The organism is Microbacterium sp. NPDC006705, from assembly GCF_044903545.1.
GTDB classification, from domain to species: domain Bacteria; phylum Actinomycetota; class Actinomycetes; order Actinomycetales; family Microbacteriaceae; genus Microbacterium; species Microbacterium plantarum.
Window position 1 is genome coordinate 1,528,881 of the sequence record NZ_JBJDQQ010000001.1, and the last position, 26,974, is coordinate 1,555,854.

Here is a 26,974-nt window from a genome sequence, read left to right on the forward strand (position 1 = left end):
GACCCGGCGGTCGTGCAAAGGCGGGTCCGCCGGCGTCACGCCTCTAGGCTCGAGTCATGGCGCCCACGCTCAACCGCGAGATCCTGCGGCTGGCCGTTCCCGCCCTCGGCGCCCTCATCGCCGAGCCGATGTTCCTCATCGTCGACGCCGCGCTCATCGGCCACCTCGGCGTCGTGCCGCTCGCGGCGCTCGGCATCGCCGGCGCCGTGCTGCAGACGATCGTGGGGCTGATGGTGTTCCTCGCCTACGCCACGACCCCGGCGGTGGCCCGTCGCTTCGGAGCGGGCGATTCGACCAGCGCCGTCAGCGCGGGGATCGACGGGCTGTGGCTCGCGCTCGGCCTCGGCGCCGTGCTCGCGGCCGCGGGCTCGCTCGCCACGCCGCTGCTGGTCGGCATGTTCGGAGCCGGCGAGGCCGTCGCGACGGATGCCGAGACCTACCTCCGCCTGTCGATGTGGGGTCTTCCGGCGATGCTCATCGTCTTCGCCGCGACCGGGCTGCTGCGCGGCATGCAGGACACCGTCACCCCGCTGTGGATCGCCGGCCTCGGCTTCGGCGCCAACGCGGTGCTGAACGTCCTCTTCATCTACGGGTTCGGCTGGGGCATCGCCGGGTCGGCGATGGGCACCGTGATCGCCCAGTGGGGCATGGTCGGAGCCTACGTGGTCGTGATCGGCCGCCTCGCTCGCCGGCACTCGGCGTCGCTCCGGCCCCGCGCCGACGGCATGCGCGGGTCGGCGCGTCTCGGCGGCTGGCTGTTCCTCCGGACGGTCTCGCTGCGCGCGGCGCTGCTCGCGACCGTCGCCGTCGCGACCGGCCTGGGCACGAGCGAACTCGCCGGCTGGCAGGTCGCCTTCACGATCTTCTCCACCGCGGCCTTCGCGCTCGACGCGCTCGCGATCGCCGCGCAGGCGCTCATCGGGCGTGGCCTGGGTGCCGGCGACGAGGCCTTCGTCCAGCGCGTCCTCGGTCGCACCGTCGCCTGGGGCGCCTGGTTCGGCGTACTCGTCGGGGGCGTCATCGCCGCGACGTCGGGGGCCATCGGGTTGCTGTTCACCGGCGACCCGGCCGTGGCCGCCCTGATCCAGCCGGCGCTGCTCGTCCTCGCGATCGCGCAGCCCGTCTGCGGCATCGTCTTCGTCCTCGACGGGGTGCTGATGGGCGCCGGCGACGCGCGCTATCTCGCGATCGCCGGAGGCCTGAACCTCATCCCCTTCATCCCCGCTCTCCTGGTGATCGGAGCGCTGCACCCGGGCGGCGCGGCAGGCCTCGCCTGGCTCGCCGTGGCGTTCTTCGGCGTCTACATGATCGCCCGGCTGGTCACGCTGGGGTGGCGCGTGCGGCGCGGCGCGTGGCTGCGCATCGCCGTCTGAACCCCGGAGACGCGAAGCCGAACTGTGATCGGGTCGAAACCCCATTCACGTGCGAACCTCAGATTCCGCGCTTAGCGTGGCGGCATGCCGAAGCTCACCTCTGCCGCCGCCGCCGGTGCCGCCGTGCTCGTGGTCGGGATGCTCGCCTCCGGCTGCGCGCAGGAGACAGCGCCGGTCGAGATCCCGACGCGCTCCGACGACCCCCGGACGCTGCCCCGCCCCACCGCCGACGACGCCCGGCAGTGGGCTGACACCGTGATCCCCGAGAACGGGCTCGGCGGGGCGTCTTGGACCCAGCGCGAGGCCGGTGTTCTCGAGCCCGGCAGAGAGCCGATCATCACCGTCACCGCCGGCGAGGCTCCCGCCGTCGTGACGATCGCCTGCGTCACCGGATCGGGAAGCGAGCTGACCTACACCGTCACCGTCGACGGCACGAGCACCGAGAGCGGAAAGGTGCCGTGCGCCGCCGTCGACGGGAACGCCGAGCCGCACGGCATCCAGGATGTCCCGGCCGGTGCGACGGTCGAGCTCAGCGCCTCGGCGACGGGCCTGTTCGTCTACGCCGTCACCCCGGACCGCCACCCGGAGCGGTGACCTCTCGCCGGTCGGGTCTCATCGAGCCCAGCGACGGCACCACTCGTACATCACGACGGCGCCCGCGGCCGATGCGTTGATGGAACGGGTCGAACCGTACTGCGTGATCTCGACGACGACGGATGCCGCAGCCACGGCCTCGGGCGACAGCCCCGGCCCCTCCTGACCGAACATCAGGACGGCCCGCTCGGGCAGGTCGGCGCGGTCCACCGGCACCGACCCCGCGACGTTGTCGACGGCGACGATCGGGAGGTCGTTCTCCTGCGCCCACGCGGCGAAGGAGGCGACATCCTCGTGGTGGCGGACGTGCTGGTAGCGGTCGGTCACCATCGCGCCCCGGCGGTTCCACCGCCGGCGTCCCACGATGTGTACCTCCGCCGCGCCGAAGGCGTTGGCGCTGCGCACGATCGAGCCGATGTTCATGTCGTGCTGCCAGTTCTCGATCGCGACGTGGAAGGGATGCCGATGCTCGTCGAGGTCGGCCACGATCGCCTCGAGCCGCCAATAGCGGTAGTGGTCGACGACGTTCCGGCGGTCACCGTCGGCCAGCAGCTGCGGGTCGTACCGGGGGTCGTCAGGCCACGCGTCCGGACCGCCCGGCCACGGCCCCACGCCGACCGGCAGCTGCGGTTCCGCGTCGACGCCGTCGCGGTCGCCGCTCGTGTCGGCGGGGTCGGGGCGGGTCACCGGGACAGGCTATCCCGCCGCCGCGGATAATCTGGAGTGTGCCCTCCCCCGCCGTCGACGACTACCTGAAGACGATCTACCACCACACCGAGTGGCAGCCGGCGCCGATCACCCCCTCGCAGCTCGCGGCGACGCTCGGGCTCGCACCATCGACGGTCACGGAGATGGTCCGCAAGCTCGCCGCTCAGGACCTCGTGTCGCATCGCCCGTACGGACCGGTGGCCCTGACCGAAGCCGGCCGGCGGCGTGCGGCATCCATCATCCGGCGTCACCGCCTCATCGAGACCTGGCTCGTCCGCGAGTTCGGCTACGCCTGGGACGAGGTCCACGACGAGGCCGAGGTGCTCGAGCACACCATCAGCGACCGGCTGCTCTCGGGCATCGCCGAACGGCTCGGCGATCCCCGGTTCGATCCGCACGGCGACGCGATCCCGGACGCCGACGGCGAGGTCCATCGCGAACCGTTCGTGCTGCTCGCCGAAGCGGCGATCGGCCACGAGGGCCGCATCCTTCGCGTGAGCGACCGTGATCCCGCCCTGTTGCGCACGCTCGAGGGCCACGGCGTCGACGTGGGCCACACCCTGACGGTCAGCGGACGCGACAGCGTGCGGCTCGACGGCGGCGGTTCCGTCGTGCTGCCACCCGGTGCCGCCGCGGCCATCTGGGTCACCGCCTGAGCGCGATCAGCTCTTCGCGCGCGTCCGGCTCGCCTTCAGATACGGCCACGGCGTGCGCGTCGTGTGCTCGCAGTACGACCACAGGCGCGCGGCGATGTCCGGATCGCGCGTGATCGCCGCGGGCGTCGCGACGCGCGGCTCGCCCCGAAGCACACCGGCCGGCCCGTAATACTCGCCGCCCGCGGCATCCGGGTCGACGAGTGCGCGCACGAGCGCCCACGCCCCCCGTTCCTTGGACTGCGTCACGGCGACCTGCAGGTTGTCGGTGAAACGCGTCATGCGCGAGGGCTCGTTGATGCCGGCGATGCCACGGGTGCGCCCGCTCGTGGAATAGCCGGGGTGGGCGACCAGGCTCGAGACCGGCACGCTCGCCGCCCGCAGGCGCTCGTCGGCCTCGAGGCCGAGTGAGGTCGTGGCGACCTTCGACTGCACGTATGCGCGCCAGGGCGAGTAGTCGCTCTCGAGCTCGATGTCGGTCGGGTCGTACTTCCAGATCGATGTCGACACGGAGCCGACCCAGACCATGCGGCCGCGGCCGGCGGCGAGCGCGATGAGCAGCTCCCCCGCGAGCGCGTAGTGGCCGAGGACGTTGGTGGCGAACACCAGCTCGTGACCGTCGGGCGTCGTGCGGCGCTGACGCGGCGGATGCACCACCCCGGCGTTCAGGAGCAGGCCGTGGAGGGGCTTTCGGCCGCGAGCGGTCGCCGCCGCTGCCCGCACGGAGCCCAGGTTGCTCGTATCGAGCAGCAGCGTCTCGACCGATCCCACCCCGTCGGGCAGGGCTCGCACGACCGAGGCGCGCGCCGTCGCGAGCCGCTGCGGGCTGCGGCCGGTCATGATGACGTGGGCCCCGGCCGAAGCGAGCTGCAGACTGGCGAAATACCCGAGTCCCGCGTTGGAGCCCGTGACGAGATACCGCTTGCCCGACAGGTCGGGCAGCTTGCGGGGATTCCAGTCGTCGTGGGCCACGAGTGAAGACTACGGCCGGATCGCCACAGCTAGGCTGGGGCCATGCGGACACGCGCCGATATCGAGTGCTGGCTCACGGACATGGACGGCGTTCTCGTCCACGAGAACCACCCCATCCCGGGGGCGGCGGAACTGCTCGCGCAGTGGCGCGAGACGGGCACGCCGTTCCTCGTGCTGACCAACAACCCCTTCTTCACGCCCCGAGACCTCAGCGCGCGTCTCGCGCGGTCGGGGCTGGAGGTGCCGGAGGACCGCATCTGGACGTCGGCGCTCGCGACGGCGGACTTCCTGCGTTCGCAGCATCCGGGCGGCTCGGCGTTCGTGATCGGCGAGGCGGGCCTCACCACCGCCCTCCACGAGGCCGGCTACATCATGACCGAGACCGACCCCGACTACGTCGTGGTGGGCGAGACGCGCAACTACTCCTTCGACGCCATCACGAAGGCGATCCGGTTCATCAACGCCGGCGCGCGGTTCATCATCACCAACCCGGATGCCACGGGCCCGACCCCGGAGGGCGTCGTTCCGGCGACCGGTTCGTTCGCGGCCCTGATCTCGCACGCGACCGGGAAGAGCCCGTACGTCGTCGGCAAGCCGAACCCCATGATGTTCCGTTCGGCGATGAACCGCATCGGAGCGCACTCCGAGAACACCGGCATGATCGGCGACCGCATGGACACCGACGTCGTGGCGGGCATCGAAGCGGGTCTGCACACCGTGCTCGTGCGCACCGGCATCTCGGACGACGCCGAGATCGAGCGGTACCCGTTCCGCCCCGACGAGATCCTCGACTCCGTCGCCGATCTGCTTGAGACGGAGCCGTACGAGACCGAGGATCCGGGCATCCTGTGAACGAGTTCGAGCAGAACCTCCTGCTGATCAGCGTCGCGCTCATGCTCACGACGACCCTCGTGGTCGTCATCGTGCAGTTCGTCCGGCGGCGCCGCGACGGGGACGACGACTGATGTCGATCGTCCTCGCGCTCACCGGTCTCGCGATCCTGCTGATCGCGCTGATCATCTTCGTGCGCAACCAGCAGATCGGCACCGACGGCACCAATCGCGGGTCGACCCGTCGCGGCATCATCCTGCTCATGTTCTTCGGCCTGCTGCTCGGCCTCGCGTCGCAGCTGCCCGTCTTCCAGAGCTGAGCCCGGATCGGCCGCCGGGAGTCAATCGAGGACCGCGGTCGCCTCCACCTCGACGAGGACGTCGGGCTCGAAGAGGTAGTCCACCCCGATGAGCGAGGCCGGCGGCATCGGTGTGGGCAGCCCGATCTCCGCGGCCACATCGTGGACGCCCGCCATGAAGTCGGCGATGCGGTCGGGCGCCCACCCCGTGACGTAGAAGGTCAAGCGGACCACATCGGCGAACCCCGCGCCGGCGCTCTCCAGCGCGGCGTGGGTGTTGCGGAGGGCGTGCGCGACCTGACCGGTGAGATCGCCGGGAGCCACCGACCTGCCGTCGGCGGTCCGGGCGATCTGGCCGGCGACGTGGACCTGGCGCGCGCCGGTGGCAACGGCGACGTGGTGGTACGGAACGGGCTGCATCAGCGAGTCGGGCGACGACAGGTGAACGGTCATGGTGAAGCTCCTTGCATCGTTATGGGTATCTCATGGATACCTGGTGCTCGGAAGTCACTTCAACGAGACTGGGTAGCGTGACCGATACCACCCCCGCCGACGCAGACCGATTCGAGATCGCGGCCCCGCATCGCGACCTGCTCGACCAGGTACTCGACAGGTGGTCGCTCGCGGTGCTGAACGAGCTGTGCGACGCGCCCGCCCGGTTCAGCACCCTCAGGCGCGCGATCCCCGCCGTCACGCAGAAGTCGCTGACCGCGACTCTGCGGCGGCTCGAGCGCAACGGCATCGTGGAACGCGTCGTGCTCAGCACCCGGCCGGTCGCCGTGGAGTACCGGATCACAGCGCTCGGCAAGACCCTGCGCCCGCCCGTCGACGTCATCCTCGCGTGGGCGCAGGAGCATATGCCGCGCATCGAGGACGCACGTCGCCGCTTCGACGAGGCGATGGATGCGACGCTCGGGTTCGGGTCCGGGGTCGCTCAGACCGCGCCGGCTGGCACCTCGTCGAGGAACGGGTAGTCGATGTAGCCCTCGGCGGTCGAGCCGTAGAAGAATTCGGGGCGCGCCTCGTTGAGCTCCGCCCGCTGCTCCCACCGGGCCGCCAGATCGGGGTTGGCGATCACGGGGCGACCGACGGCGACGGCATCCGCCCAGTCCGACGTCACGAGCGTCTCGGCCTCTTCGCGGGTCGTGGGCGACCCGAAGCCCGAGTTGAGGATGAAGGGGGCGGCGGCCGTGCGACGGATGTGCTGCACGAGCTCGCCCGTCGGGTCGGCGCTGAGCACATCGACGAACGCGAGCCCGAGGGGGGCGAGCCCCTCGGCGACAGCCGTGTAGGTCGCGCGGGCGTCGGCGTCGTCGTGCTCGAGCACACCCTGGATGTTGTGCTGCGGCGAGAGCCGGATGCCGGTGCGGTCGGCGCCCACGGCAGCGGCTACGGCCCGGGTGACCTCGACCGCGAAGCGCGCGCGGTTCGCGGGCGATCCGCCGTACTCGTCGTCGCGCACGTTCGAGACGGGCGAGAGGAACTCGTGCACGAGGTATCCGTTCGCGCCGTGGACCTCGACACCGTCGAGCCCCGCCGCGAGCGCGTTGCGCGCGGCCTGCGCGAACTGCTCGACGACCTCGAGCACCTCCGCCGCGGTCAGCGCGTGCGCGATCGGCATGTCGGCCTTGCCCTTCGGGGTGCGGGTCTGCCCGGGCGCGGCCAGCGCGCTCGGGCCCACGACCCGGTCGGCGCCGGTGATGTCGGGGTGCGACACGCGTCCGCCGTGCATCAGCTGCATGACCATGGTGCCGCCGGCCTCATGGACGGCGTCGGCGATGCGTCGCCAGCCCGCGATCTGTTCCTCGGTCTGGATGCCGGGTTGCCCGGGGTACGACTTGCCCTCCACGACAGGCCACGTGCCCTCGGTGATGATGAGGCCCTGCCCCGCGCGCTGGCGGTAGTACTCGACCATGACGTCGGTGGGAACACCGTCCTCGCCCGCGCGGGTGCGCGTGAGCGGCGCCATGACGACGCGGTTCGACAGGTTCAGGGCACCGAAGACGGCGGGCTCGTACAGGCTCATACTGAACCGCAACCGCCCAGGCCCCGCGCGCTATTCCTCGGCGGCTGCGGTTCACCTGGCAGTTCATGCCCCCTCACGCAGCCCGAAGCGGCGGATGCTGCCAGGTGAAGCGCCTTACTGCGGGGCGAGGCCCAGGTCGTCGAGGTCGATCGCGGCGAGCCACTGCAGCCCGGCCTCCTCGACCGCTGCCTGGGCGCCGGTCTTGCGGTCGACGATGACGGCCACCGCGACGGGCTCAGCGCCCTCGCGCCGCAGCGCCTCGACGGCCTTGAGTGCGGACTGGCCGGTGGTCGAGGTGTCCTCGACGACGACGACGCGCTTGCCTGCGACATCCGCGCCCTCGACCTGCCGACCGCGGCCGTGGTCCTTGGGCTCCTTGCGCACGACGAACGCATCGAGGGGGCGGCCCGCGCGCACCGACTCGTGCATGACGGCGTTCGCGATCGGGTCGGCGCCGAGGGTGAGGCCGCCGACCGCGACGACGCCGTCGACGTCCGAGATGAGGTCGAGCATGATGCGGCCGATCGCCGGCGCGGCGCGGTGGTCGAGCGTCAGCCGACGCATGTCGACGTAGTACGTCGCCTTCTTGCCGCTCGAGAGGGTGAAGTCGCCGTGGAACACCGCCTCGTCCTGGATCAGCCGGATGAGATCCTGGCGGTCGGCTTCGAGCTCGGGCGTGCCTGCGACGGTCATGACCCCGATTCTACGAGCGGGTCGCCCCGGCCCGACGCCGTCGCTCAGACCACGACGAGGTCGACATCGCGCAGCTCGCCCGCGTCGACCGTGAGCGTGAGGAACGTCTTGTGAGGCTGGCGACGCCGGTCGGTGGGCGAGCCCGGGTTGAGCAGCCGGAGTCCGCGCGGGGTCGTCGTGTCCCACGGGATGTGGCTGTGGCCGAAGACGAGCACGTCGTCATCGGGGTAGACGGCGTCCATCCGTCGCTCGCGCCCCGCCGCGGCGCCGGTCTCGTGCACGACGGCGAACCGCACCCCCTCGATCGTTCGACGCGCCACCTCGGGCAGTCGCGACCGCAGGTCGGCTCCGTCGTTGTTGCCCCACACCCCCAGCACCTCGCCGTGCCGCTCGAGCTCGTCGAGGACGGATGCCGCGACCCAGTCCCCCGCGTGCACGATGAGGTCGGCCGCGTCGGCCGCGGCGAGCACGGCATCCGGCAGGGCCCGCGCCCGCCCGGGGACATGCGTATCGGCGATGAGCAGCAATGTTGTGGCCATCCCCCGACGGTATCCGGATGCCGCGCAGCGGGCGAGGTCCGAGCCGCCGAATAGGCTGGGGGCATGCGTCTTGCCACCTGGAACGTGAACTCGATCCGCGCTCGCGTCGACCGGATCGTCGGCTTCGCGGTGAACGAAGACATCGACGTCCTGGCGATGCAGGAGATCAAGTGCAAGCCCGAGCAGTTCCCGATGGAGCAGTTCGAGGCGGCCGGCTACCACGTCGAGCTCCACGGCCTGAACCAGTGGAACGGCGTCGCGATCGCCAGCCGCGAGCCGATGACCGACGTGCAGATCGGGTTTCCCGGGATGCCGGGATTCCTCAAGGGCCACGAGGGCCCCGACGCGCCGCAGGAGGCGCGGGCCATCGCCGCGACCGTCGGCGGCGTCCGCGTCTGGAGCCTCTACGTCCCGAACGGCCGGTCGCTCGATGACCCGCACTACGTCTACAAGCTCCACTGGTTGCAGGCGCTCGAGCAGTACACGCGCGACACCCTGGCCGCATCCCCCGGCCTCCCCCTGGCGCTCACCGGCGACTTCAACATCTGCCCCACCCCCGAGGATGTCGGCGACCCGACCCTCGTCGAGGGCGTGACGACCCATGTCTCGCCGCCCGAGCGCGCCGCGTTCCAGGCGCTGCTCGACGCCGGCCTCTCCGACACCGTGCGCCCGCTGGTGCCGACCGGCTTCACCTACTGGGACTACAAGCAGCTGCGCTTCCCCCGCAACGAGGGCCTGCGCATCGACTTCATCCTCGGCTCGTCCGCGTTCGCCGATGCCGTCACCGGCGCCGCGATCCACCGCGATCAGCGCAAGGGCGAAGCGCCGAGCGATCACGTCCCCGTCGTCGTCGACCTCGACCTCGACGGCGACGACGATGACGACCGTCCGATGATCTTCTGATCGTCGCGATGACCGTCCGGCTCCCCCGCTCGGGGGATGTCGCACCCCTGCGCGCACCGTAGCGTGGAGGTCATGTCCGTGGCCTCCCCCGTACCCGACGAGCGTCTCGCCGCGACCCCCGAGCAACTGCGCAACGACCTGTGGCTCGCCGCCGCGCTGCTCGTGAGCGCGATCCTCAGCACCTGGCTCGGCAGTGTCGCGCAGGTCTGGGGCGACGACTCACCGCACCTCGGCTGGGGCCTGCTCTACAGCGTGGCGCTGACGGCACCGCTCGCGCTGCGTCGCCGCATCCCCGAGGTCGCGCTGATCGTCGTCGCGGTCGTCTACTTCGTCGGCATGTCGGCGCACATCCCCGAGATGTACGTCGGCAGCATCGCCCTCTTCATCGCGATGTACTCGGTCGGCGCGTGGGTGGTCGACCGGCGGCGGGCCCTGATCGTCCGCGTCGTGGTCATCATCGGCATGTTCTTCTGGCTGCTCGCGGCGATGTTCCAGGCGGCCAGCGAACAGGGCAGCGACAGCGCCGCGGAGTTCTCGCTGTTCTCCCCCGTCGCGGCGATGATGATGCTGCAGTTCCTCTTCAACGTCGTCTTCTTCGCCGGCGCCTTCGCGTTCGGCGAGCGCGCCTACGCGGGCGCGCTCAGCCGCGAGGAGCTCGAACAGCGCACGCGTGAGCTCGAGCACGAGCGCGAGATCACCGCGGCGCAGGCGGTGGCGCTCGACCGCGTCCGCATCGCACGCGAGCTCCATGACGTCGTGGCGCACCACGTCTCGGCGATGGGCGTGCAGGCCGGCGCCGCGCGCACGGTGCTCGATCGCGATCCCGAGGCGGCGCGACGCGCGCTCACCGTGGTCGAGGAATCGGCACGGGCGTCGCTGACGGAGCTCCGCCAGCTGCTCGAGACGCTGCGGACCCCGGATGCCGCGGCACCGCATGATTCGACGCTGCGGCTCGACGCGATCGCCGAGCTGGCCCGGTACTCGGAGGAGAACGGGATGCCGACCACCTTCACCGTCGTCGGCGAACCGGTCACGGCGTCCGAGGTCGCTCAGGTGAACCTCTACCGCATCGCCCAGGAGGCGCTCACGAACGCGCGCCGCCATGGCGGGCCCGACGCGCGCGCCGACGTGCGGCTGCGCTTCGACGGCGACGAGATCGAGCTCGAGATCGCCAATGACGGCCGCGTGCGCTTCGGGGCGACGCCGGGCCTCGGCCTCGTGGGCATGCGCGAGCGCGCGGCGGCATCGGGCGGCTGGCTCGAGGCGGCACCCCGTCCTCGCGGCGGCTTCCTCGTCCGGGCCCGTGTTCCCGCGAGCGCGCGGTCGTCCCACCCGAGCACCCAGGGGGTTCTCGCGTGAGCACGCCCACCTCGCCCGCGCCCTCCACGCCCACCTCGGTGGTGCTCGTCGACGACCATGCCGTCATGCGGGCCGGTTTCCGCATGATCCTCGAGGCGAGCGGCGACATCGCCGTCGTGGGCGAGGCCGGCGACGGCGCGGAGGCCGTCGAGACGGTCGCACGCCTGCAGCCGGACGTCGTCTTCATGGATGTCCAGATGCCCGTCCTCGACGGACTCGAGGCGACCCGCCGCATCGTCGCCGACCCTCGCAATTCCAGCGCGGTCGTCGTCGTGACGACCTTCGACCGCGACGACTACCTGTTCCAGGCGTTGCAGGCCGGAGCCAGCGGCTTCCTGTTGAAGAACGCGGGACCCGAGGAGCTCGCCGCCGCCGTGCGGGTGGCTGCCGCCGGTGACGCCCTCCTCGCTCCGGAGGTCACCCGACGGGTCATCGAGCGCTTCGCGGGCGGCCCACCCGACGCGACCTCCGCGGCCACCGAAGCACCCGCCGCGCCGCAGGCGTCGACTCCCGCCGATCACGGCCTCACCGAGCGGGAGGCGGAGGTGCTGCGCCTCCTCGCGCGGGCGCTCAGCAACGCCGAGATCGCGCGAGAGCTCTTCATCGGCGACGCCACGGTGAAGACGCACGTGTCGAACATCCTCATCAAGCTCGGCGCACGCGACCGCGTGGCCGCCGTCGTCCTGGCCCACCGCAACGGCTGGGCCTGACCAGCCGCGAGCTCAGGCCGGGTCGGAGACGGGCGAGAGCGAGGGGCGCGGCACGGGCATCGAGAGGGGCCGCACCGCGCGCGGCATCGCGATGCGCCAGAGCGCCTGGATGCTCCAGATGAACAGTGCGACCAGGAGCACGTTCCGGGCGAGAAGCAGGCTCGCCGCGAACGGGTCGGCGTGCACGAGCGGCATGTAGAAGATCGGGAAGACGAGCGTCGTCAGGAAGCTCGTCACGGCCATCCACTTCGCGGGCGTCCGCCACCGCTCGGGGTCGATGAGCAGCCCCACGACGACGATCGGGGCGAGCCACAGCATGTACTGCGGAGAGCCGACCTTGTTGAAGACGATCAGCGCGGCGGTGAGGGCGAAGGCGCCCAGCACCATGAGGCGACCCTCCGCGCGCTCGACGCGCTGGGCGCCGGCGACCCAGGTCATCCGGGCTCGCACGAGCAGCAACGCGATCGCGGCGAACGCGGCGATCATGAGCCAGCCGACGACCTCGCCGGCAGCCATCGCCCCGTGCCCGATCACCTCGCGGGTGGCGAGCTCGTAATTCTGCTGGATGCGGGCTCCGGGCAGCTCCCAGATCGTCGCCCACACCCACGGCGTCGCGACGGGCGCTTCGAGCTGCGGGGCACGAGTCCCTTGGATCGTGAGGAAGCTGAAGAGGTTCGATGCGCCCCCGGCGAGAACCACCGCGATCATGATGACGACGCTCGCCACGCCACCGCCCACGGCGATCCACCAGCGGCTCCGGCACACCGCGACCACCGCAGCCGCGATGGCGGCCGGCCACACCTTGATCCAGGTGGCGAGCGCGATGAGCGCTCCGGCGACGACGGGGCGCCGCGAGACCCAGACGAGCCCGGCGATGGCGAGCGGTGCGGCGAACCCCTCCAGGCGCAGCATCGACACGGGGGCGAGAAGGAGGATACTGAGCAGCCAGTACCAGGCTGCGGGGTAAGCCGAACGCCGCTGCAGCCGCGCGCCGGCGATCGCGACGAGTGCGAGCCAGTTGGCCCCGGCGAGCATGAGCAGCCAGACGAGCTGGTACAGGTAGGGGCCGAGCGCGATCGGCGCGACGATCGGCAGCAGCGCGCCCGCCGGATACACCCACTCGAAGTCGATGATGGGCCAGGTTCCCTGCACGGCATCCTGCGCCCACTGCCGGTACAGCGGGAGGTCGCCCTCCGTGCCGCCCGCGATGATCAGCGGCAGGAGGGCGAGGATGTAGGCCGCGTGGAAGGCCACGAAACCGGTGACGAGACCCCGACGGGTTCGGCCGAATGCCGCCAGTCGCTGGCGGCGCGTCGGGCGGCGGGGGGATGCCGGAAGAGACGTCACCCGGGCATCATAGGCCCCGCGCATATCTGCCCGATGAACGCCGAGGTGGCCGCTGTGGCGTACCGCCGGCCGGCTCAGCGCCGGTGCGCCGCGCGCCCGCCGTGCCCCGCCAGCGCATCGGCTGCGCCCACCAGCGCGAGGTGCGACAGCGCCTGCGGCGTGTTTCCCGCCTGGCGCCCGTCGGTGACGTCGTACTCCTCCGACAGGAGCCCGACGTCGTTGGCGAGTCCGCACAAGCGGTCCATGAGCCGGGTGGCGTCGTCGATGCGTCCGGTCGCCGCGTACTGCTCGACGAGCCAGAACGAGCAGGCGAGGAAGGGATGCTCGGTGCCGGCGAGACCGTCGACGCCGGCCTCGGTGCGGTAGCGCATCACCAGGCCCTCTCGCAGCAGCGTGCTCTCGATGCGCGCGACGGTCGCGAGCATGCGCGGATCGTCGGGAGCGCAGAACCCGACGGCCGGAAGCAGCAGCAGCGACGCGTCGACCTCGTCGGTGCGGAAGTGCTGCGTGAAGTGCCCGCCCGCGGCATCCACGCCCTGCTCGTCGATCTCGGCGCGGACGCGATCGCGCAGGGCCCGCCAGCGATCGGGATCCCCGTTCAACCCGTGCTCCTCGACGGCACGGACGCCCCGATCGAGGGCAGCCCAGACCATCGCCCGCGAGTGGGTGAACATCTGCGGTTCACCCCGGATCTCCCAGATACCGTGATCGGGCCGGTCGAGCCAGGCGACGACCTGATCGAGCAGCGCCCGCTGCAACGCCCACGAGAACGAGGTCTCGGTGACGCCGGCGAGCCGGGCGGCCTCGAGGGCGACCATCACCTCGCCGATGACGTCGGCCTGATACTGGTCGACCGCGCCGTTGCCGACGCGCACCGGCGCGGATCCCGCGTAGCCGGGCAGGCTCTCCAGCTCGCGCTCGGGCAGGTCGCGCTCGCCCGCGATGCCGTACATGATCTGCACGTCGGCGGGATCGCCCGCGACCGCCCGCAGCAGCCAGTCGCGCCAGCGCGCGGCCGCCTCGAGATAGCCGTGCGAGATGTAGGCCTCGAGAGTCAGGGCAGCGTCACGCAGCCATACGTACCGGTAGTCCCAGTTGCGCGAACCACCGAAATCCTCCGGCAGAGAGGTCGTCGCGGCGGCGACGATGCCGCCCGTCTCGGCGTGGGTGAGCGCCCGCAGCACGAGCATGGAACGCAGCACCCGGTCGCCCCACCGCCCGCCGTCGCGGATACGCCGCGCCCAAGTCGTCCACCACCCGCGCGTGCGCTCGAGGGCGCCGTCGACGTCGAAGGGCTGCGGGATGTCGCGGTACGAGGCCTCCCAGCGCAGCACCGAGTCGACGGTGCGCCCCGCCTCGACACGGAACTCGCCCCGGTGCATCGTGTCCCGGGCGACGAGCCGGGGCCCGCGCAGCGTGACGGCATCCGGCCCGGCCACCGCGAGCAGGACGCCCATCGGGCGGGCATCCGACGTGTCGGCCGCACCGATCTGCCGCACCCAGGGCACCGCCCGCGCATAGTCGAACCGCAGCCGCACCTCGCTCACGAAGTCGACTTCGCCCGCGACACCGACGACGCGCCGGACGACCGCATCGACCCCGTCGAGGACCGGCATGAACTCGTGCACCTCGGCGACACCGGCGGCGCACTCCCACCGGGTCACGAGCACGAACGTGTCGCCGTCGTAGCGCCGCGTCGCGGTCGCGTCCGGGTCGCGTGGCCGCAGGCTCCAGCATCCGTGCGAGCTGTCGCCGAGCAGGGCGCCGAAGATGGAGCCGGAGTCATAGCGGGGAAGGCACAGCCAGTCGAGGTCGCCCCGGTCGGACACGAGCGCCGCACTGCGGCAGTTGCTGAGGAGGGCGTAGCGCTCGATCGGTGCGGGCATGCTCGCATCATCGCGGTCGGGGGTCGGATCCGCCAACACGGCGATTCGCGGATGCTGGTTAGGCGAGGCTATCCTTCTGCGGTGCGTCATCGTCTCCTCGCCAGTCTCGCCATCGTTCCGCTGGCCGCTCTCGCTCTCGCGGGCTGCGGCGCATCGGAGGTCGTCCCGGCCGGCGCGGCCGCCCCGGCCGGCAACGGAGAGACGTCCTACCCCCTGACGATCGAGAACTGCGGCCGCTCCATCACGGTCGACGCGGCGCCCCAGCGCATCGTCTCGCTGGACCAGAACTCCACCGAGATCCTGCTCTCGCTCGGGCTGGAGGACCGCATCGTGGGCACGGCGTCGTGGACCGACCCGATCCTTCCCTCGCTCGCCGAGGCGAACCAGAACGTGCCCCGCCTGGCCGACAACGCCCCCACCTACGAGGTCACGCTCGGCGCCGACCCCGACTTCGTCACTGCCTCGTTCGGACGACACTTCGCGCAGGGCGGCGTCGCGACGCGCGACCGGTTCGACGAGACCGGGATCGGCAGCTACCTCTCGCCGACCGACTGCGACACCGGCGTCAGCATCAACGGCGGTGGCACCCGCACCACCCCGCTCACCGTCGACGCGCTCTATCAGGAGATCACCGAGCTGGGTCGGATCTTCGACGTCTCCGATCGGGCCGAGAAGCTCGTCGACGATCTGCGCTCGCGCGCTGCGGCCGCGACGGAGGGCATCGACGCCTCGGGCGCCACCGTCGCCTTCTGGTTCGCCGACACCAAGACCCCGTACGTCGCCGGCGGGCTCGGTTCGGCTGCGCTGCTCGCGGCGACCATCGGGTTCACCAACGTGTACGCCGATGCCGCCGACGACTGGCCCGCGACCACCTGGGAGGACCTCGTCGACCGCGATCCGCAGGTGCTCGTCCTCGGCGATCTGCAACGCGATCGCTTCCCCGGCGACCGGCTCGACGACAAGATCGCGTTCCTCGAGTCGGATCCCGTAACGCGCACGATCGATGCCGTGCGCAACAAGCGCTACATCGCGCTGCATGGCGCCGAGCTCAACCCTTCGATCCGCTTCGTCGACGGGCTCGAGAAGATCGAGAGCTGGATGGACGAGCACCGGGACGAGCTCTGAGCGTGCGCACCCGCGGCCCCGTCGCCACGGCCGGGTTGCTCGGGGGCGGCATCCTGCTGCTCGTCGTGTCGGTCGGCGTCGCGATCACCCTCGGCCCGGCCGACATCCTGCTCGTCAACGTCCGCGACATCGTCACCAACCACCTGGGCCTCACCGACATCCCCGTCAAGACCGCGAAAGACGCGATCGTCTGGGAGGAGCGACTGCCCCGCGCGCTGGTCGCCGCGGCGTGCGGTGCGGGGCTCGGGCTCTGCGGCGTCATCATGCAGTCGCTGCTGCGGAACCCCCTCGCCGAGCCGTTCATCCTCGGCATCTCGTCCGGCGCCTCGACCGGTGCCGTCGCGATCGGCGTGCTCGGCCTCGGCGGCGCCGCGCTCGGCCTCTCCGGCGGGGCCTTCATCGGAGCGCTCGTCGCTTTCGCGGTGGTGCTGCTGCTCGCACGCCTCGCCGGGGGCGGGAACGACCGTGTCGTCCTGGCCGGAGTCGCGAGCACGCAGCTGTTCTCGGCACTCACCTCTCTCGTGATCTTCGCGTTCGCCGACGCCGATGAGACGCGCGGGGTCATGTTCTGGCTCCTCGGCTCGCTCGAAGGCATCCGCTGGGACGACGTCGTGCTGTGCACCGTCGTCGTGGCGCTGGGCTCCCTGCTGTGCCTGCGCTACGCCTCGGCCCTCGACGCCTTCGTCTTCGGCGATGAGGTCGCGGCCTCCCTGGGCATCCACATCGCACGCACGCGCGGCATCCTGCTCGTCACGACCGCGCTGATCACGGCCACCCTCGTGAGCGTCGCCGGCGCGATCGGCTTCGTCGGCCTCGTCCTGCCCCACATGGCACGCCTGCTCGTCGGGTCGCGCCACGGGCGCCTCATCCCCACCACGATCGTCGCGGGGGCGATCTTCATGGTGTGGGTGGATGCCGGCTCGCGCGTCGCCTTCTCGCCTACCCCGCTGCCCGTCGGCGTCGGGACCGCCCTGGTCGGCGTGCCCGTCTTCATCGTTCTGCTCGCCCGCCGGAGGAACCGCGCATGACCCTCGCCGCACGCGACGTGTCGTGGACGCGCTCGGGCACGCTCGTCGTCGACGGCGTGAGCGTGCGCCCCGATCCGGGGCAGACCCTGGGCCTGCTCGGGCCCAACGGATCGGGCAAGTCGTCGCTTCTCCGGCTGCTGCACGGGCTCGTCCGCCCGACCGCGGGACTCGTGACCCTCGACGATGAAGACCTCGCCTCCCTCGGTCGGCGCCGAGTAGCGCGCACCGTGGCCGCCGTCACGCAGCACGCCGACACGGAGGTCGACATCACCGTGCGCGAGATCGTGCGCCTCGGGCGCATCCCGCACCGGACGACCTTCGGCGGCGACCCGGCGGCCGATGCCGCGGCGGTCGATCGCGCCCTGGAGCACGTCGGCCTCGCCGATCGGGCCGACCGCATGTGGCACACGCTCTCGGGCGGCGAGCGCCAGCGCGCGCAGATCGCCCGCGCGCTGGCGCAGGAGCCCCGCGAGCTGCTGCTCGACGAGCCCACCAACCACCTCGACATCCGTCATCAGCTCGACCTGCTCGAACTCGTCTGCGACCTGCCGGTGACGTGCATCGTCGCGATCCACGATCTGAACCTCGCCGCGATGTACTGCGACGCCGTGATGGTGCTGCAGTCGGGCCGGGTCGTCGCCGCGGGCGCCCCCGCCGAGGTGCTGACCGCCGAGCTCATCGCCGACGTCTACGGCGTGGCCGCCGAGGTGCGCCCGGACGCCCGCGACGGGCATCCGGTCATCACGTTCCTGCGCCGCTGACGGGGCCCACCCACCCCGCTCCCCCCGCGCGGCTCCCCCGCCGGGCGGGGCGTACTCCGCCACGATCCGCCGTACGGGGGATCCGCCCGACCCCGCCCGCTCCCTAGCGTGGAGTCATCGGCTAAGGAGGCGGAATGCTCGAACTGAGCGGCATCACCAAGAACTACGGCACGCACCGCGTGCTCGACGACGTGGGGTTCCGGGTGCCCGATGGGCGCCTGACCGGTTTCGTCGGCGGCAACGGGGCGGGCAAGACCACCACGATGCGCATCATGCTCGGTGTCCTCTCGCGCGACCGGGGCGAGGTCACCCTCGACGGATCACCGGTGACCGCCGCCGACCGCCGCCGCTTCGGGTACATGCCCGAGGAGCGCGGGCTGTATCCCAAGATGAAGGTGCTCGAGCAGATCGTCTACCTCGCCCGGCTGCACGGCTTCTCGAAGCCCGAGGCCACGTCGCGGGCCCGCGGCCTGCTCGAGGAGCTCGGTCTCGGCGAGCGCCTCAACGACAACATCGAGACGCTGTCGCTCGGCAACCAGCAGCGCGCGCAGATCGCCGCCGCCCTCGTGCACGATCCCGAGGTCCTGATCCTCGACGAGCCGTTCTCGGGGCTCGACCCCCTCGCCGTCGACGTCGTGGCCGGTGTCCTGCAGACCCGTGCCGCTCAGGGCGTCGGCGTGCTGTTCTCGTCGCACCAGCTCGACGTCGTCGAGCGTCTCTGCGACGACCTCGTCATCATCGCCGGCGGCACCATCCGCGCCGCCGGCACCCGCGAGGGGCTCCGCCGCCAGCACCAGGGTCACCGCTACGAGCTCGTCTCGACCGGAGATGCCGGCTGGATCCGCACCGAACCGGGGGTCGAGGTCGTCGAGTTCGACGGCGGCTACGCCCTGTTCGACGTCGATGCCGACGAGACGGCTCAGCGTGTGCTGCGCCGGGCCGTCGAGCACGGCGACGTCGCGAGCTTCACGCCGCGGCATCCGTCCCTCGCCCAGATCTTCACCGAAGTCATCCAGGAGGTCGCCCCGTGAGCGCCGCATCCCCCTCATTCGCCCAGAGCACCTGGCTCGTCGCCGAACGCGAGATCGGCTCGAAGCTCCGCAGCAAGTCGTTCGTGATCTCGTTCGCCATCCTCTTCCTCGGCGCGCTCGCGCTCGTGATCTGGGGCGGCTTCTCGGCGGGGAACGACAGCGGCTCGCCCGTCGCGGTGACCCCGGACGCGGCCTCGTACGTCCAGAACGCGCCCGGCCTCGACGTGAAGGATGTCGCCGACCGGGCGGCCGCCGAGAGCGCCGTGCGCGACGGCGACGTCGACGCCGCGGTCGTCGCCGACGCGTCCGCGCCGAGCGGATACGTCGTCATCGGCGACACGTCGGTGTCGAACACCATCCTCCTGTCGCTCGCGCAGCTGCCGAAGGTCGAGCTGCTCGACCCCTCCGGCGACGCCGGCTTCCTCGGCTACATCGTCGCGATCGGGTTCGGCGCGATCTTCTTCATCTCGGCGCAGACCTTCGGTGCCACGATCGCCCAGTCGGTCGTCGAGGAGAAGCAGACGCGCGTCGTCGAACTGCTGATCTCGGCCGTACCGGTCCGGGCGCTGCTCGCGGGCAAGGTGATCGGCAACACGGTATTGGCGATGGGGCAGATCCTCATCCTCGCCGCGGTAGCGGTGATCGGGCTGACGGTCACGGATCAGACGGCGCTGCTGACGGGCATCGGCGCCCCCATCGCCTGGTTCGCAGTGTTCTTCCTGTTCGGCTTCGTGCTGCTCGCCGCGCTCTTCGCCGCCGCCGCCGCGATGGTCTCGCGGCAGGAGGACATCGGAGCGACGACGACGCCCCTCATCCTGCTCGTCATGGCGCCGTACTTCCTGGTCATCTTCGCGTGGAACAACCCGCTGATCCTCGGGATCATGTCGTACGTGCCCTTCTCGGCACCGGTCGGCATGCCGATGCGCCTGTTCCTCGGCGACGCGCTGTGGTGGGAGCCGCTGCTGTCGCTCGCGATCCTGCTCCTGACCTGCGTCGGGGCGATCCTCGTCGGCGCCAAGATCTACGAGAACTCGCTCCTGCGCATGGGAGCCCGCGTCAAGCTCGGCGAGGCCCTGCGCCGCTGACCCGGCCGCTGCGGGGCCGCCCGCCCTCCCGCCGCATCGCCGTCCTCCGGGTTCACGCCCGGAGGACGGCGATGAGTTTCTCGTGACGGGGAATGCCGGCGAACGCGCCGTCGTTCGCACGTGGCGGGACGATGGAGTCCGACGCTGTCCGCACGAACCCGGGAGAATCCCATGTCCCTCATCGAAGAGCGCGTCGCCGAGACCGACGCCCCCGTCCTCGACATCCTCGCCGCCCGCTGGAGCACGCGCCTGTACGACGAGGTCTCCCCCGTCGACGAGGACGCCCTCGCCAGCGCCCTCGAGGCGGCACGCTGGGCCCCGTCGGCCTTCAACGCACAGCCCTGGCGCTTCGTCGTCGCTCGTCGCGGCACCCAGACCCACGAGAAGGTCGTGTCGACGCTCGTCGAGTTCAACCAGGCCTGGGCCGGCCCCGCGGGCGCCCTCATCGTCTTCATCGCGCAGACCGAGAACGACGGCAAGCCCGTGCCCACCGCGCTCTACGACCTCGGCCAGGCCGCCGCGCACTTCACCGTCCAGGCCCACGCCGACGGCCTGTACACCCACCAGATGACCGGGTTCGATGCCGCAGCCCTCGCCGAAAAGCTCGGCATCGAGGCCCCGTTCACGCCCGTCACCGTCATGGCCGTCGGCGACCTCGGCGACATCGACGCCGCCCCCGCCGCCGTGCGCGAGCGCGAGCTCTCGCCCCGCACCCGCCGGCCCGTGGCCGAGTCGGTCGTCATCGACGACTGAGCCCGCCGGCAGCGGTTCGCACGGCGGCGGCCGCACCATAGACGAGGTCTGTGAGGTGCGACACCCCGGCGCCGCGGCGGTGCCGCACCGGTTATCGTCAAGCATGACCGCCCGCATCCTGTCGATCGGCACCGCCGTGCCGCCGGCCGTGCTTCACCAGAACTCCGTGCGCGACCTGTTCGCCGCACAGCCCGGCATCGGACGGCTGTCGCAGCGTCTGGTCCGCGCGGCGTTCGACGCCTCGGCCATCGAGACCCGGCACACCGTGCTGACCGATCTCGCCGAGGCGCTCGAGCCCGGTGGCGCGCGATCGGATGCCGCGGCCTCGGCTCCCGGCGACCCGGCATCCCTTCCCGTGATCTCCGGCGACGGAGCGCTGCTCTCGCCCTCGACGGGCACGCGCAACGACACCTATATCGCCCTCGCCCCCGAGCTGTCGGCGCGCGCGGCGCGGGAGGCCCTGTCTGCGGCATCCGTCGCGCCGGCGGAGATCACTCACGTCGTGACCGTCTCGTGCACCGGCATGTACGCGCCGGGTCCCGACTACCGGCTGGTGCGCGACCTCGGCCTTCCCACGACCGTCGAGCGCTACCACCTGGGGTTCATCGGCTGCGCGGCCGCCGTCCCGGCCCTTCGGGCAGCGGCACGCATGTGCGCCGCCCAGCCCGACGCCATCGTGCTCGTGGTCTGCGCCGAGCTGTGCACCCTGCACTTCCGGGTCGCCGACGACCCCGACCAGATCCTCGCGGCATCGCTGTTCGCCGACGGCGCCGCGGCGGCGGTCGTCAGCGCAGACCCGGCGCGTCGCGGAGAGCGGTGGCTCGACCTCGATCGGTTCGCGACCGCGGTGACCGGCGACGGTGAGCGCGACATGACCTGGACGATCGGGGACGCCGGCTTCGAGATGGTGCTGACGGCCGAGGTGCCGCGCATCATCGGGCGCGAGATCCGCGCCGCGGTGGCCGAGGTGATCGGCGACGGCCGGGTCGACACGTGGGCCGTCCACCCGGGCGGCCGAGCCGTCCTCGACCGCGTCGAATCGGGCCTCGACCTGCCGTCGGATGCCCTCGCGGCATCGCGTGCCGTGCTGAGGGACTACGGGAACATGTCGAGCGCGACGATCCTCTTCATCCTCCGCTCGCTCCTCGACGCAGACACCCTGCGCGACGGCGAGACGATCGCGACGCTCGCGTTCGGCCCCGGACTCACGATGGAGGCCGCGCTCCTCACGGCCGGAGTGGCCGCTGGAGCCGAGACCGGCGCTGCGGAGACCGCGTCGACGGATGCCGTGCGGGCGGAACCCGTCGCATCGTGGACCTGAGTCGTCGCGACGTCGAGCTGCGCGAGCTGATGGACGACCCGGACTGCGATCCGGAGGCCCTCGCGCAGACGCTCCGCCGCTTCGACCTCGTCAATCGCGCCGTGAGCGGCTGGGGAACGGTGTGGCGGCGGCATCTGCGGCCCGCCCTGGCGCGTCTGGATCGACCCGCCCGCGTGCTCGACATCGGGTCAGGCGGTGGCGACGTCACCGCGCGGCTCGCGCGGCTCGCGGAACGGGATGGCCTGGACGTCGGCTGGGTCGGGATCGACCCGGATCCCCGCGCCCTCGCCGTCGCGCGCGAGCGCAGCCGGCCCGACCTGGAGTTCCGCAGCACCGACTCGACGGCGCTGCGGGCGAGCGGCGAGCGCTTCGACGCCGTCATCTCGAACCATGTGCTGCATCACCTCGGCGAGACCGAGCTCGACGCCTTCATCGCCGACTCGCTGGCGCTGTCGCGCGGCATCGTGCTCCACGCCGACATCGAGCGGGGGCGCGCCGCCTACGCGCTCTACGCGGCGGCCATCCTGCCGGTCCAGCACGGGACCTTCCTGCGCACCGACGGGCTGCGCTCGATCCGCCGCAGCTACCGTGCCCGAGAGCTGCGGACGACGCTCGCGAGTCGCGGCGAGTGGCACGTCGTCCGCCCCGCGCCGTTCCGCGTGCTCGCCGTGGGAGCGGGGCGTGGCTGACGTCATCGTCGTCGGCGCCGGCCCGGTGGGGATGCTGCTGGCGGCCGAGCTCACGCGGCGGGGGGTCGACGTCACGGTGCTCGAGCGCCGCGAACGCAGCGGCGACGGGTCGCGGGCGATCGGGCTGCACGCTCCCGTCCTCGCCGCGCTCGAGGAGGGCGGTGCGACCGACCGCATCCTCGAGGACGCGGTCCGTGTCTCGCGCGGCGAGGCCCGCAGCGACGGAACACTGCTCGGCGTCGTCCGATTCGATCGCCTGTCGGTGCGGCATCCGTATGTCGCCACCCTCCCGCAGGCCCTCACCGAGCGCGCTCTCGCCTTCGGTGCACCGTCGCCGCTGCGTGGGGTCGCCGTCACCCGCGTGACACCGGGGCCGGCCGACGTACGGATCGAGACGTCCGGTGCTCGCGGGGCCGGCGAACTGTCGGCGCCGCTCGTCGTGGTCGCCGGAGGCGTCGGCGCACGCGAGCTCGTGTTCCGGCCGAACGCCGTGAGACGCACGAGCTACCCCGACCGGTACCTCATGAGCGACGCCGACGTCCCCGGGAGACCCGATGCCGACGTCGCGGTGGTTCACCTCGCGCGAGCGGGGGTGCTCGAGTCCTTCCCCCTGCCGGGAGGCCGACGCCGCTTCGTCGCCTGGGACGAGCCGCCCGGGCAGGATGACGGCGGGTTCGACGAGCCGGATGCGCGGCTGCGGCGGCTGCGCACGGCGATACGGGAACGGGGCGAAACGGATGCCGCAGAGGCACTGACCGGCGCGACGGGGTTCCGCGTGCGACGTGTGCTCGCACCGGCCCTGCGTCGCGGCCGGGTGACGGTGATCGGCGACACCGCACACGAGATCAGCCCGATCGGAGGACAGGGGATGAACCTCGGCCTCCTCGACGCGGCGACCCTCGCGCCGCTGCTCGCTGCCTGGGTCCGCAGCGGCACCGAGCCCGCTGCTGCCCTCGCACGATGGGAGCACGATCGGCTGCGTTCGGCCCGCACGGCGGGACGGCTGGCGGCGGTCAACATGCGTCTCGGCCGCCCGGTGAGTGCGGGCGCGGACGCCGTGCGCACTCGGATGCTCGGGCGCGTGCTCGCCGCGACCGGCTCCCTGGTCCCGAACGCCTATGCGATGGGGCTCGACGCCGCTGCTCGCTGAGTTCTCAGCGCAACGAGCCCGCAGCCACCACCAGCTGCGCGGCGAGCACGAGAGCCGCGGCCATGACGAGGCGGAAGCCGGTGCGGTCGGGACCGCGGAGCCGCATCCGCACCACCACCGCGACCGCGAGCACCAGCACCACGCCGAAGAACAGCCACGGCAGGACTCCCTCGCTCCGCCCGCCGATGAGCACGGCGATCGCGGCGACGACGATCCCGGCGACAGCGATGATGATCGATACCGGCGCTCCGAGGCGATGCGGCAGCCCCCGCACACCGGTGTCGCGGTCGTCGTCGAGGTCGGGCAGGACGTTGGTCAGGTGCACCGCCGCCCCGAGCGCAGCACCCGCCACAGCAGCGAAGGGCGCCGCGAGCGTCGGATCGGGTGACGAGAGCGTCGCCAGCGAGGGGAAGAGACCGAAGCTCACGAGGAAGGGCACGACCGACACCGGCGTCGACTTCAGCCCGAGGTTGTACGACCAGGCCGACACGATCGTCACGGCGTGCGCGAGCAGCATCCCCCATCCGAGCGCCGCCGAGAGAGCGAGCGCGATGACGGCGGAGCCCCCGGCCGCGATCCAGGCCGCACGATTCGAGACCTCACCGCGGACGAGAGGCTTGTCGGTGCGGCCGACGGCGCGGTCGCGTTCACGGTCGATCGCGTCGTTGGAGATGCCGATCGAGAGCTGACCGAAAAGCACGGATGCCACCAGCACCGCGAGCCGCCAGGGCTCGAGCCCGGCCGCGAGTCCGAGCGCCAGAGCCAGAGCCGTCACGACGACCGAGGGCCCCGGGTGTGAGGCGCCCCACAGGGCCCGGATCGCACGCATGCGTCCACACTCTCACGTCAGGGTCATCGGCTCCGACGGGGTTGCGCGCCTCGGCGTCGTGGGCAGGCCGCCGCCGCGATCAGTCGTCGAGCAGCTCGGCCTCGATCACGTCGTCGTCCCCTCCGGCGGCTGCCGGCGCGGCAGGCTCCGCCGCGGGACCGGCACTCGTCAGCACGAGCGCCGAGCCGTCGGCGGCCACGTCGACCCGGACGATGTCGCCGTCGCGCACCCCGCCCGACAGGATGGCCATGGCGAGGCGGTCCTGGATCTCGGACTGGATGAGGCGGCGCAGCGGCCGGGCTCCGAACACCGGGTCGTAGCCGCGCTCGGCCAGCCACGCGCGCGCATCGGGGGTGACCGCGAGCGAGAGACGCCGGTCCTTGAGGCGCCGCTGCAGCGCGTCGACGGAGAGCTCGACGATCTGTGCGAGGTCGTCCTGGCTCAGCGCCTCGAACATCACGGTGTCATCGAGACGGTTCAGGAACTCGGGCCGGAACGCCTGGCGCAGCAGGATCTGCACCTGCTCGCGCTTCTGCTCGAGGCTCAGCGTCGGGTCGATGAGGATCGGCGATCCGAGGTTCGAGGTGAGGATCAGGATGACGTTGCGGAAGTCGACCGTCCGGCCCTGGCCGTCGGTGAGGCGGCCGTCGTCCATGACCTGCAGCAGCACGTCGAAGACCTCGGGGTGCGCCTTCTCGACCTCGTCGAGCAGCACGACGGAGTACGGGCGGCGGCGCACGGCCTCGGTGAGCTGGCCGCCCTGCTCGTAGCCGATGTACCCGGGAGGGGCACCGACGAGCCGCGACACGGAGTGCTTCTCGCCGTACTCCGACATGTCGATGCGCACCATGGCGTGTTCGTCGTCGAAGAGGAACTCGGCCAAAGCCTTGGCGAGCTCGGTCTTGCCGACACCGGTCGGCCCCAGGAACAGGAACGAGCCCGTGGGCCGGTTCGGGTCGCTGATGCCCGCTCGCGAGCGACGCACGGCGTCGGCGACGGCCTTGACGGCGGTCTTCTGCCCGATGAGGCGCTTGCCGAGCTCGGACTCGAGGCGCACAAGCTTCTCGGTCTCCCCCTGCAGCAGGCGCCCGACGGGGATGCCGGTCCAGGCGGCGATCACGGCGGCGATGTCCTCGTCGGTGACCTGTTCGTTGACCATCCGCTCGGGCCCGTCGACGGCGGTCTCGGCGCGCTCCGCTTCGACGACCTCGCGTTCGAGCGCCGGGATCTCGGCGTACAGAAGCCGCGATGCCTTCTCGAGGTTGCCCTCGCGCTGCGCGCGCTCGGCTTCGACACGAGCCGCGTCGAGACGCGTCTTGAGGTCGCCGACGCGGTTCAGCGACGCCCGCTCGCGCTCCCAGCGCGCCTGCAACTCGTCGAGCTTCTGCTGCTCGTCCTTCAGCGTCGCACGCAAGGCGTCGAGACGCTCGCGCGAGGCGGCATCCTTCTCCTTCTTGAGCGCGAGCTCCTCGAGCTTCAGCCGGTCGACGTGCCGGCGCAGCTCGTCGATCTCGAGCGGCGCCGAGTCGATCTCCATGCGCAGGCGCGACGCGGCCTCATCGATCAGGTCGATCGCCTTGTCGGGCAGCTGGCGGGCCGGGATGTAGCGGTTCGAGAGGGATGCCGCGGCCACGAGCGCACCGTCCGAGATGGCGACCTTGTGGTGGGCCTCGTAGCGCTCCTTGAGCCCGCGGAGGATGGCGATGGTGTCCTCGACGCTCGGCTCGCCGACGTAGACCTGCTGGAAGCGGCGCTCGAGCGCGGCATCCTTCTCGATGAACTCGCGGTACTCGTCGAGGGTGGTCGCACCGATGAGGCGGAGCTCACCGCGGGCGAGCATGGGCTTGAGCATGTTGGATGCCGCGACCGAGCCTTCGCCGCCGCCCGCGCCCATGAGCACGTGCAGCTCGTCGATGAAGGTGATGATGCGGCCGTCGGACTCGGTGATCTCCTTGAGCACGCTCTTCAGGCGCTCCTCGAACTGACCGCGGTACATGGCGCCGGCCACGAGCGCGGAGATGTCGAGCGAGACGAGCTCTTTGTTCTTGAGGCTCTCGGCGACGTCGCCCGCGACGATGCGCTGAGCGAGGCCCTCGACGACGGCGGTCTTGCCGACGCCGGGCTCGCCGATGAGGACGGGGTTGTTCTTCGTGCGGCGGGTGAGCACCTGGCTGACGCGGCGGATCTCGCTGTCGCGCCCGATGACCGGGTCGAGCTTGCCCTGCCGGGCACGGTCGGTGAGGTTGATGCCGAACTGCTCGAGGGCGCTCTGCGCCTCCTCCTGTCCGGGCTGCTGTGTGGCGTTCATAT

Annotated in this window: 28 protein-coding genes; 18 read left to right on the forward strand and 10 right to left on the reverse strand. The window is 71.7% G+C overall.

What is annotated here, in order from left to right; translation table 11 throughout:
• Positions 1 to 56 precede the first annotated feature (56 nt).
• Positions 57 to 1,373, forward strand: coding sequence for an MATE family efflux transporter (locus tag ACI2K6_RS07275; protein WP_354451442.1), 1,317 nt, complete (start codon positions 57 to 59; stop codon positions 1,371 to 1,373).
• An 84-nt stretch (positions 1,374 to 1,457) separates the two neighbouring features.
• Positions 1,458 to 1,967, forward strand: a complete 510-nt coding sequence (locus ACI2K6_RS07280; RefSeq protein WP_354451444.1) for a hypothetical protein — start codon at positions 1,458 to 1,460, stop codon at positions 1,965 to 1,967.
• Positions 1,968 to 1,985: 18 nt separating this feature from the next.
• On the opposite strand, the gene ACI2K6_RS07285 is transcribed toward ACI2K6_RS07280, so the two are convergent.
• Positions 1,986 to 2,654: a TrmH family RNA methyltransferase gene (locus ACI2K6_RS07285; RefSeq protein ID WP_404568331.1), complete on the reverse strand. Its 669-nt coding sequence runs from the start codon at positions 2,652 to 2,654 to the stop codon at positions 1,986 to 1,988.
• 38 nt (positions 2,655 to 2,692) lie between these two features.
• Between ACI2K6_RS07285 and ACI2K6_RS07290 the strand changes: the two genes are divergently transcribed.
• A complete protein-coding gene (locus ACI2K6_RS07290; protein WP_114589053.1) occupies positions 2,693 to 3,331 on the forward strand; it encodes a metal-dependent transcriptional regulator in 639 nt (212 codons plus the stop codon).
• A gap of 6 nt (positions 3,332 to 3,337) precedes the next feature.
• Here ACI2K6_RS07290 and ACI2K6_RS07295 read toward each other — a convergent pair whose 3' ends face one another.
• Entirely contained in the window at positions 3,338 to 4,300 is a 963-nt protein-coding gene (locus ACI2K6_RS07295) for an SDR family NAD(P)-dependent oxidoreductase (RefSeq protein WP_112616129.1), read from the reverse strand.
• A 42-nt stretch (positions 4,301 to 4,342) separates the two neighbouring features.
• Between ACI2K6_RS07295 and ACI2K6_RS07300 the strand changes: the two genes are divergently transcribed.
• Both ACI2K6_RS07300 and ACI2K6_RS07305 read left to right on the forward strand, forming a co-directional pair.
• Complete coding sequence (locus ACI2K6_RS07300; protein ID WP_112616127.1) at positions 4,343 to 5,152, forward strand: HAD-IIA family hydrolase; 810 nt, start codon at positions 4,343 to 4,345, stop codon at positions 5,150 to 5,152.
• Positions 5,153 to 5,264: 112 nt separating this feature from the next.
• Positions 5,265 to 5,450, forward strand: a complete 186-nt coding sequence (locus ACI2K6_RS07305; RefSeq protein ID WP_112616125.1) for a hypothetical protein — start codon at positions 5,265 to 5,267, stop codon at positions 5,448 to 5,450.
• Positions 5,451 to 5,471: 21 nt separating this feature from the next.
• Here the strand turns inward: ACI2K6_RS07305 and ACI2K6_RS07310 are convergent, their stop codons facing one another.
• A complete protein-coding gene (locus tag ACI2K6_RS07310; protein ID WP_114589051.1) occupies positions 5,472 to 5,882 on the reverse strand; it encodes a RidA family protein in 411 nt (136 codons plus the stop codon).
• A gap of 77 nt (positions 5,883 to 5,959) precedes the next feature.
• Between ACI2K6_RS07310 and ACI2K6_RS07315 the strand changes: the two genes are divergently transcribed.
• Positions 5,960 to 6,403, forward strand: coding sequence for a winged helix-turn-helix transcriptional regulator (locus ACI2K6_RS07315; RefSeq protein WP_404568332.1), 444 nt, complete (start codon positions 5,960 to 5,962; stop codon positions 6,401 to 6,403).
• Here ACI2K6_RS07315 and ACI2K6_RS07320 read toward each other — a convergent pair.
• The 3 genes from ACI2K6_RS07320 to ACI2K6_RS07330 form a co-directional block, all read right to left on the reverse strand.
• A complete protein-coding gene (locus ACI2K6_RS07320) occupies positions 6,364 to 7,455 on the reverse strand; it encodes an alkene reductase (protein WP_404568333.1) in 1,092 nt (363 codons plus the stop codon). The two genes, ACI2K6_RS07315 and ACI2K6_RS07320, sit on opposite strands and share 40 nt — an antisense overlap.
• Positions 7,456 to 7,569: 114 nt before the next feature.
• Positions 7,570 to 8,148 (reverse strand): orotate phosphoribosyltransferase, encoded by a 579-nt coding sequence (pyrE, locus tag ACI2K6_RS07325; RefSeq protein WP_112616119.1) that lies wholly within the window; start codon positions 8,146 to 8,148, stop codon positions 7,570 to 7,572.
• A 44-nt stretch (positions 8,149 to 8,192) separates the two neighbouring features.
• Positions 8,193 to 8,687 (reverse strand): metallophosphoesterase family protein, encoded by a 495-nt coding sequence (locus ACI2K6_RS07330; protein ID WP_269267055.1) that lies wholly within the window; start codon positions 8,685 to 8,687, stop codon positions 8,193 to 8,195.
• Between the two features lie 63 nt (positions 8,688 to 8,750).
• On the opposite strand from ACI2K6_RS07330, the gene ACI2K6_RS07335 reads away from it, so the two are divergent.
• The 3 genes from ACI2K6_RS07335 (at position 8,751) to ACI2K6_RS07345 (ending at position 11,659) form a co-directional block, all read left to right on the forward strand.
• Positions 8,751 to 9,590, forward strand: coding sequence for an exodeoxyribonuclease III (locus tag ACI2K6_RS07335; protein ID WP_404568334.1), 840 nt, complete (start codon positions 8,751 to 8,753; stop codon positions 9,588 to 9,590).
• A gap of 72 nt (positions 9,591 to 9,662) precedes the next feature.
• Positions 9,663 to 10,949 (forward strand): sensor histidine kinase, encoded by a 1,287-nt coding sequence (locus ACI2K6_RS07340; RefSeq protein ID WP_404568335.1) that lies wholly within the window; start codon positions 9,663 to 9,665, stop codon positions 10,947 to 10,949.
• Complete coding sequence (locus ACI2K6_RS07345) at positions 10,946 to 11,659, forward strand: response regulator (protein WP_404568336.1); 714 nt, start codon at positions 10,946 to 10,948, stop codon at positions 11,657 to 11,659. Before ACI2K6_RS07340 ends, ACI2K6_RS07345 begins: the two co-directional genes overlap by 4 nt.
• 12 nt (positions 11,660 to 11,671) lie before the next feature.
• On the opposite strand, the gene ACI2K6_RS07350 is transcribed toward ACI2K6_RS07345, so the two are convergent.
• Together ACI2K6_RS07350 and ACI2K6_RS07355 are read right to left on the reverse strand one after the other, a co-directional pair.
• Positions 11,672 to 13,006: a hypothetical protein gene (locus ACI2K6_RS07350; protein ID WP_404568337.1), complete on the reverse strand. Its 1,335-nt coding sequence runs from the start codon at positions 13,004 to 13,006 to the stop codon at positions 11,672 to 11,674.
• 74 nt (positions 13,007 to 13,080) lie between these two features.
• Entirely contained in the window at positions 13,081 to 14,892 is a 1,812-nt protein-coding gene (locus tag ACI2K6_RS07355) for a glycoside hydrolase family 15 protein (RefSeq protein WP_404568338.1), read from the reverse strand.
• An 81-nt stretch (positions 14,893 to 14,973) separates the two neighbouring features.
• On the opposite strand from ACI2K6_RS07355, the gene ACI2K6_RS07360 reads away from it, so the two are divergent.
• From ACI2K6_RS07360 to ACI2K6_RS07400, 9 genes are all read left to right on the forward strand, one after another.
• Positions 14,974 to 16,017, forward strand: coding sequence for an ABC transporter substrate-binding protein (locus tag ACI2K6_RS07360; protein ID WP_404568339.1), 1,044 nt, complete (start codon positions 14,974 to 14,976; stop codon positions 16,015 to 16,017).
• A gap of 2 nt (positions 16,018 to 16,019) precedes the next feature.
• Complete coding sequence (locus ACI2K6_RS07365) at positions 16,020 to 17,045, forward strand: iron ABC transporter permease (RefSeq protein ID WP_258524604.1); 1,026 nt, start codon at positions 16,020 to 16,022, stop codon at positions 17,043 to 17,045.
• A complete protein-coding gene (locus tag ACI2K6_RS07370; RefSeq protein WP_404568340.1) occupies positions 17,042 to 17,806 on the forward strand; it encodes an ABC transporter ATP-binding protein in 765 nt (254 codons plus the stop codon). The genes ACI2K6_RS07365 and ACI2K6_RS07370 overlap by 4 nt, the downstream gene beginning before the upstream one ends.
• 134 nt (positions 17,807 to 17,940) lie before the next feature.
• Positions 17,941 to 18,837, forward strand: a complete 897-nt coding sequence (locus tag ACI2K6_RS07375) for an ABC transporter ATP-binding protein (RefSeq protein WP_274178235.1) — start codon at positions 17,941 to 17,943, stop codon at positions 18,835 to 18,837.
• The gene (locus tag ACI2K6_RS07380) at positions 18,834 to 19,922 is read left to right on the forward strand and encodes an ABC transporter permease (RefSeq protein ID WP_274178234.1); all 1,089 of its coding nucleotides are present in this window, start codon (positions 18,834 to 18,836) and stop codon (positions 19,920 to 19,922) included. Before ACI2K6_RS07375 ends, ACI2K6_RS07380 begins: the two co-directional genes overlap by 4 nt.
• 171 nt (positions 19,923 to 20,093) lie before the next feature.
• The gene (locus ACI2K6_RS07385; RefSeq protein WP_112616103.1) at positions 20,094 to 20,675 is read left to right on the forward strand and encodes a nitroreductase family protein; all 582 of its coding nucleotides are present in this window, start codon (positions 20,094 to 20,096) and stop codon (positions 20,673 to 20,675) included.
• A gap of 103 nt (positions 20,676 to 20,778) precedes the next feature.
• Positions 20,779 to 21,996, forward strand: a complete 1,218-nt coding sequence (locus tag ACI2K6_RS07390; RefSeq protein WP_404568341.1) for a type III polyketide synthase — start codon at positions 20,779 to 20,781, stop codon at positions 21,994 to 21,996.
• Positions 21,987 to 22,685, forward strand: a complete 699-nt coding sequence (locus tag ACI2K6_RS07395; RefSeq protein ID WP_274178232.1) for a methyltransferase domain-containing protein — start codon at positions 21,987 to 21,989, stop codon at positions 22,683 to 22,685. The genes ACI2K6_RS07390 and ACI2K6_RS07395 overlap by 10 nt, the downstream gene beginning before the upstream one ends.
• Positions 22,678 to 23,835, forward strand: coding sequence for an NAD(P)/FAD-dependent oxidoreductase (locus tag ACI2K6_RS07400; protein WP_274178231.1), 1,158 nt, complete (start codon positions 22,678 to 22,680; stop codon positions 23,833 to 23,835). The genes ACI2K6_RS07395 and ACI2K6_RS07400 overlap by 8 nt, the downstream gene beginning before the upstream one ends.
• 4 nt (positions 23,836 to 23,839) lie before the next feature.
• Here the strand turns inward: ACI2K6_RS07400 and ACI2K6_RS07405 are convergent, their stop codons facing one another.
• Positions 23,840 to 24,664, reverse strand: coding sequence for a UbiA family prenyltransferase (locus ACI2K6_RS07405; RefSeq protein WP_274178230.1), 825 nt, complete (start codon positions 24,662 to 24,664; stop codon positions 23,840 to 23,842).
• Positions 24,665 to 24,743: 79 nt separating this feature from the next.
• Complete coding sequence (locus tag ACI2K6_RS07410; RefSeq protein ID WP_269267039.1) at positions 24,744 to 26,972, reverse strand: ATP-dependent Clp protease ATP-binding subunit; 2,229 nt, start codon at positions 26,970 to 26,972, stop codon at positions 24,744 to 24,746.
• Positions 26,973 to 26,974: the final 2 nt, after the last annotated feature.

What these genes read in the sequence shown, in the direction of transcription:
- ACI2K6_RS07385 (WP_112616103.1), top strand. Translation starts at nt 20,094, where the DNA reads ATGTCCCTCATCGAAGAGCGCGTCGCCGAGACCGACGCCCCCGTCCTC.
- ACI2K6_RS07390 (WP_404568341.1), top strand. Translation starts at nt 20,779, where the DNA reads ATGACCGCCCGCATCCTGTCGATCGGCACCGCCGTGCCGCCGGCCGTG.
- ACI2K6_RS07280 (WP_354451444.1), top strand. Translation starts at nt 1,458, where the DNA reads ATGCCGAAGCTCACCTCTGCCGCCGCCGCCGGTGCCGCCGTGCTCGTG.
- ACI2K6_RS07375 (WP_274178235.1), top strand. Translation starts at nt 17,941, where the DNA reads ATGCTCGAACTGAGCGGCATCACCAAGAACTACGGCACGCACCGCGTG.
- ACI2K6_RS07310 (WP_114589051.1), bottom strand. Translation starts at nt 5,882, where the DNA reads ATGACCGTTCACCTGTCGTCGCCCGACTCGCTGATGCAGCCCGTTCCG.
- ACI2K6_RS07405 (WP_274178230.1), bottom strand. Translation starts at nt 24,664, where the DNA reads ATGCGTGCGATCCGGGCCCTGTGGGGCGCCTCACACCCGGGGCCCTCG.
- ACI2K6_RS07330 (WP_269267055.1), bottom strand. Translation starts at nt 8,687, where the DNA reads ATGGCCACAACATTGCTGCTCATCGCCGATACGCATGTCCCCGGGCGG.
- ACI2K6_RS07305 (WP_112616125.1), top strand. Translation starts at nt 5,265, where the DNA reads ATGTCGATCGTCCTCGCGCTCACCGGTCTCGCGATCCTGCTGATCGCG.
- ACI2K6_RS07335 (WP_404568334.1), top strand. Translation starts at nt 8,751, where the DNA reads ATGCGTCTTGCCACCTGGAACGTGAACTCGATCCGCGCTCGCGTCGAC.
- ACI2K6_RS07300 (WP_112616127.1), top strand. Translation starts at nt 4,343, where the DNA reads ATGCGGACACGCGCCGATATCGAGTGCTGGCTCACGGACATGGACGGC.
- pyrE (WP_112616119.1), bottom strand. Translation starts at nt 8,148, where the DNA reads ATGACCGTCGCAGGCACGCCCGAGCTCGAAGCCGACCGCCAGGATCTC.
- ACI2K6_RS07370 (WP_404568340.1), top strand. Translation starts at nt 17,042, where the DNA reads ATGACCCTCGCCGCACGCGACGTGTCGTGGACGCGCTCGGGCACGCTC.
- ACI2K6_RS07275 (WP_354451442.1), top strand. Translation starts at nt 57, where the DNA reads ATGGCGCCCACGCTCAACCGCGAGATCCTGCGGCTGGCCGTTCCCGCC.
- ACI2K6_RS07410 (WP_269267039.1), bottom strand. Translation starts at nt 26,972, where the DNA reads ATGAACGCCACACAGCAGCCCGGACAGGAGGAGGCGCAGAGCGCCCTC.
- ACI2K6_RS07355 (WP_404568338.1), bottom strand. Translation starts at nt 14,892, where the DNA reads ATGCCCGCACCGATCGAGCGCTACGCCCTCCTCAGCAACTGCCGCAGT.
- ACI2K6_RS07340 (WP_404568335.1), top strand. Translation starts at nt 9,663, where the DNA reads ATGTCCGTGGCCTCCCCCGTACCCGACGAGCGTCTCGCCGCGACCCCC.
- ACI2K6_RS07320 (WP_404568333.1), bottom strand. Translation starts at nt 7,455, where the DNA reads ATGAGCCTGTACGAGCCCGCCGTCTTCGGTGCCCTGAACCTGTCGAAC.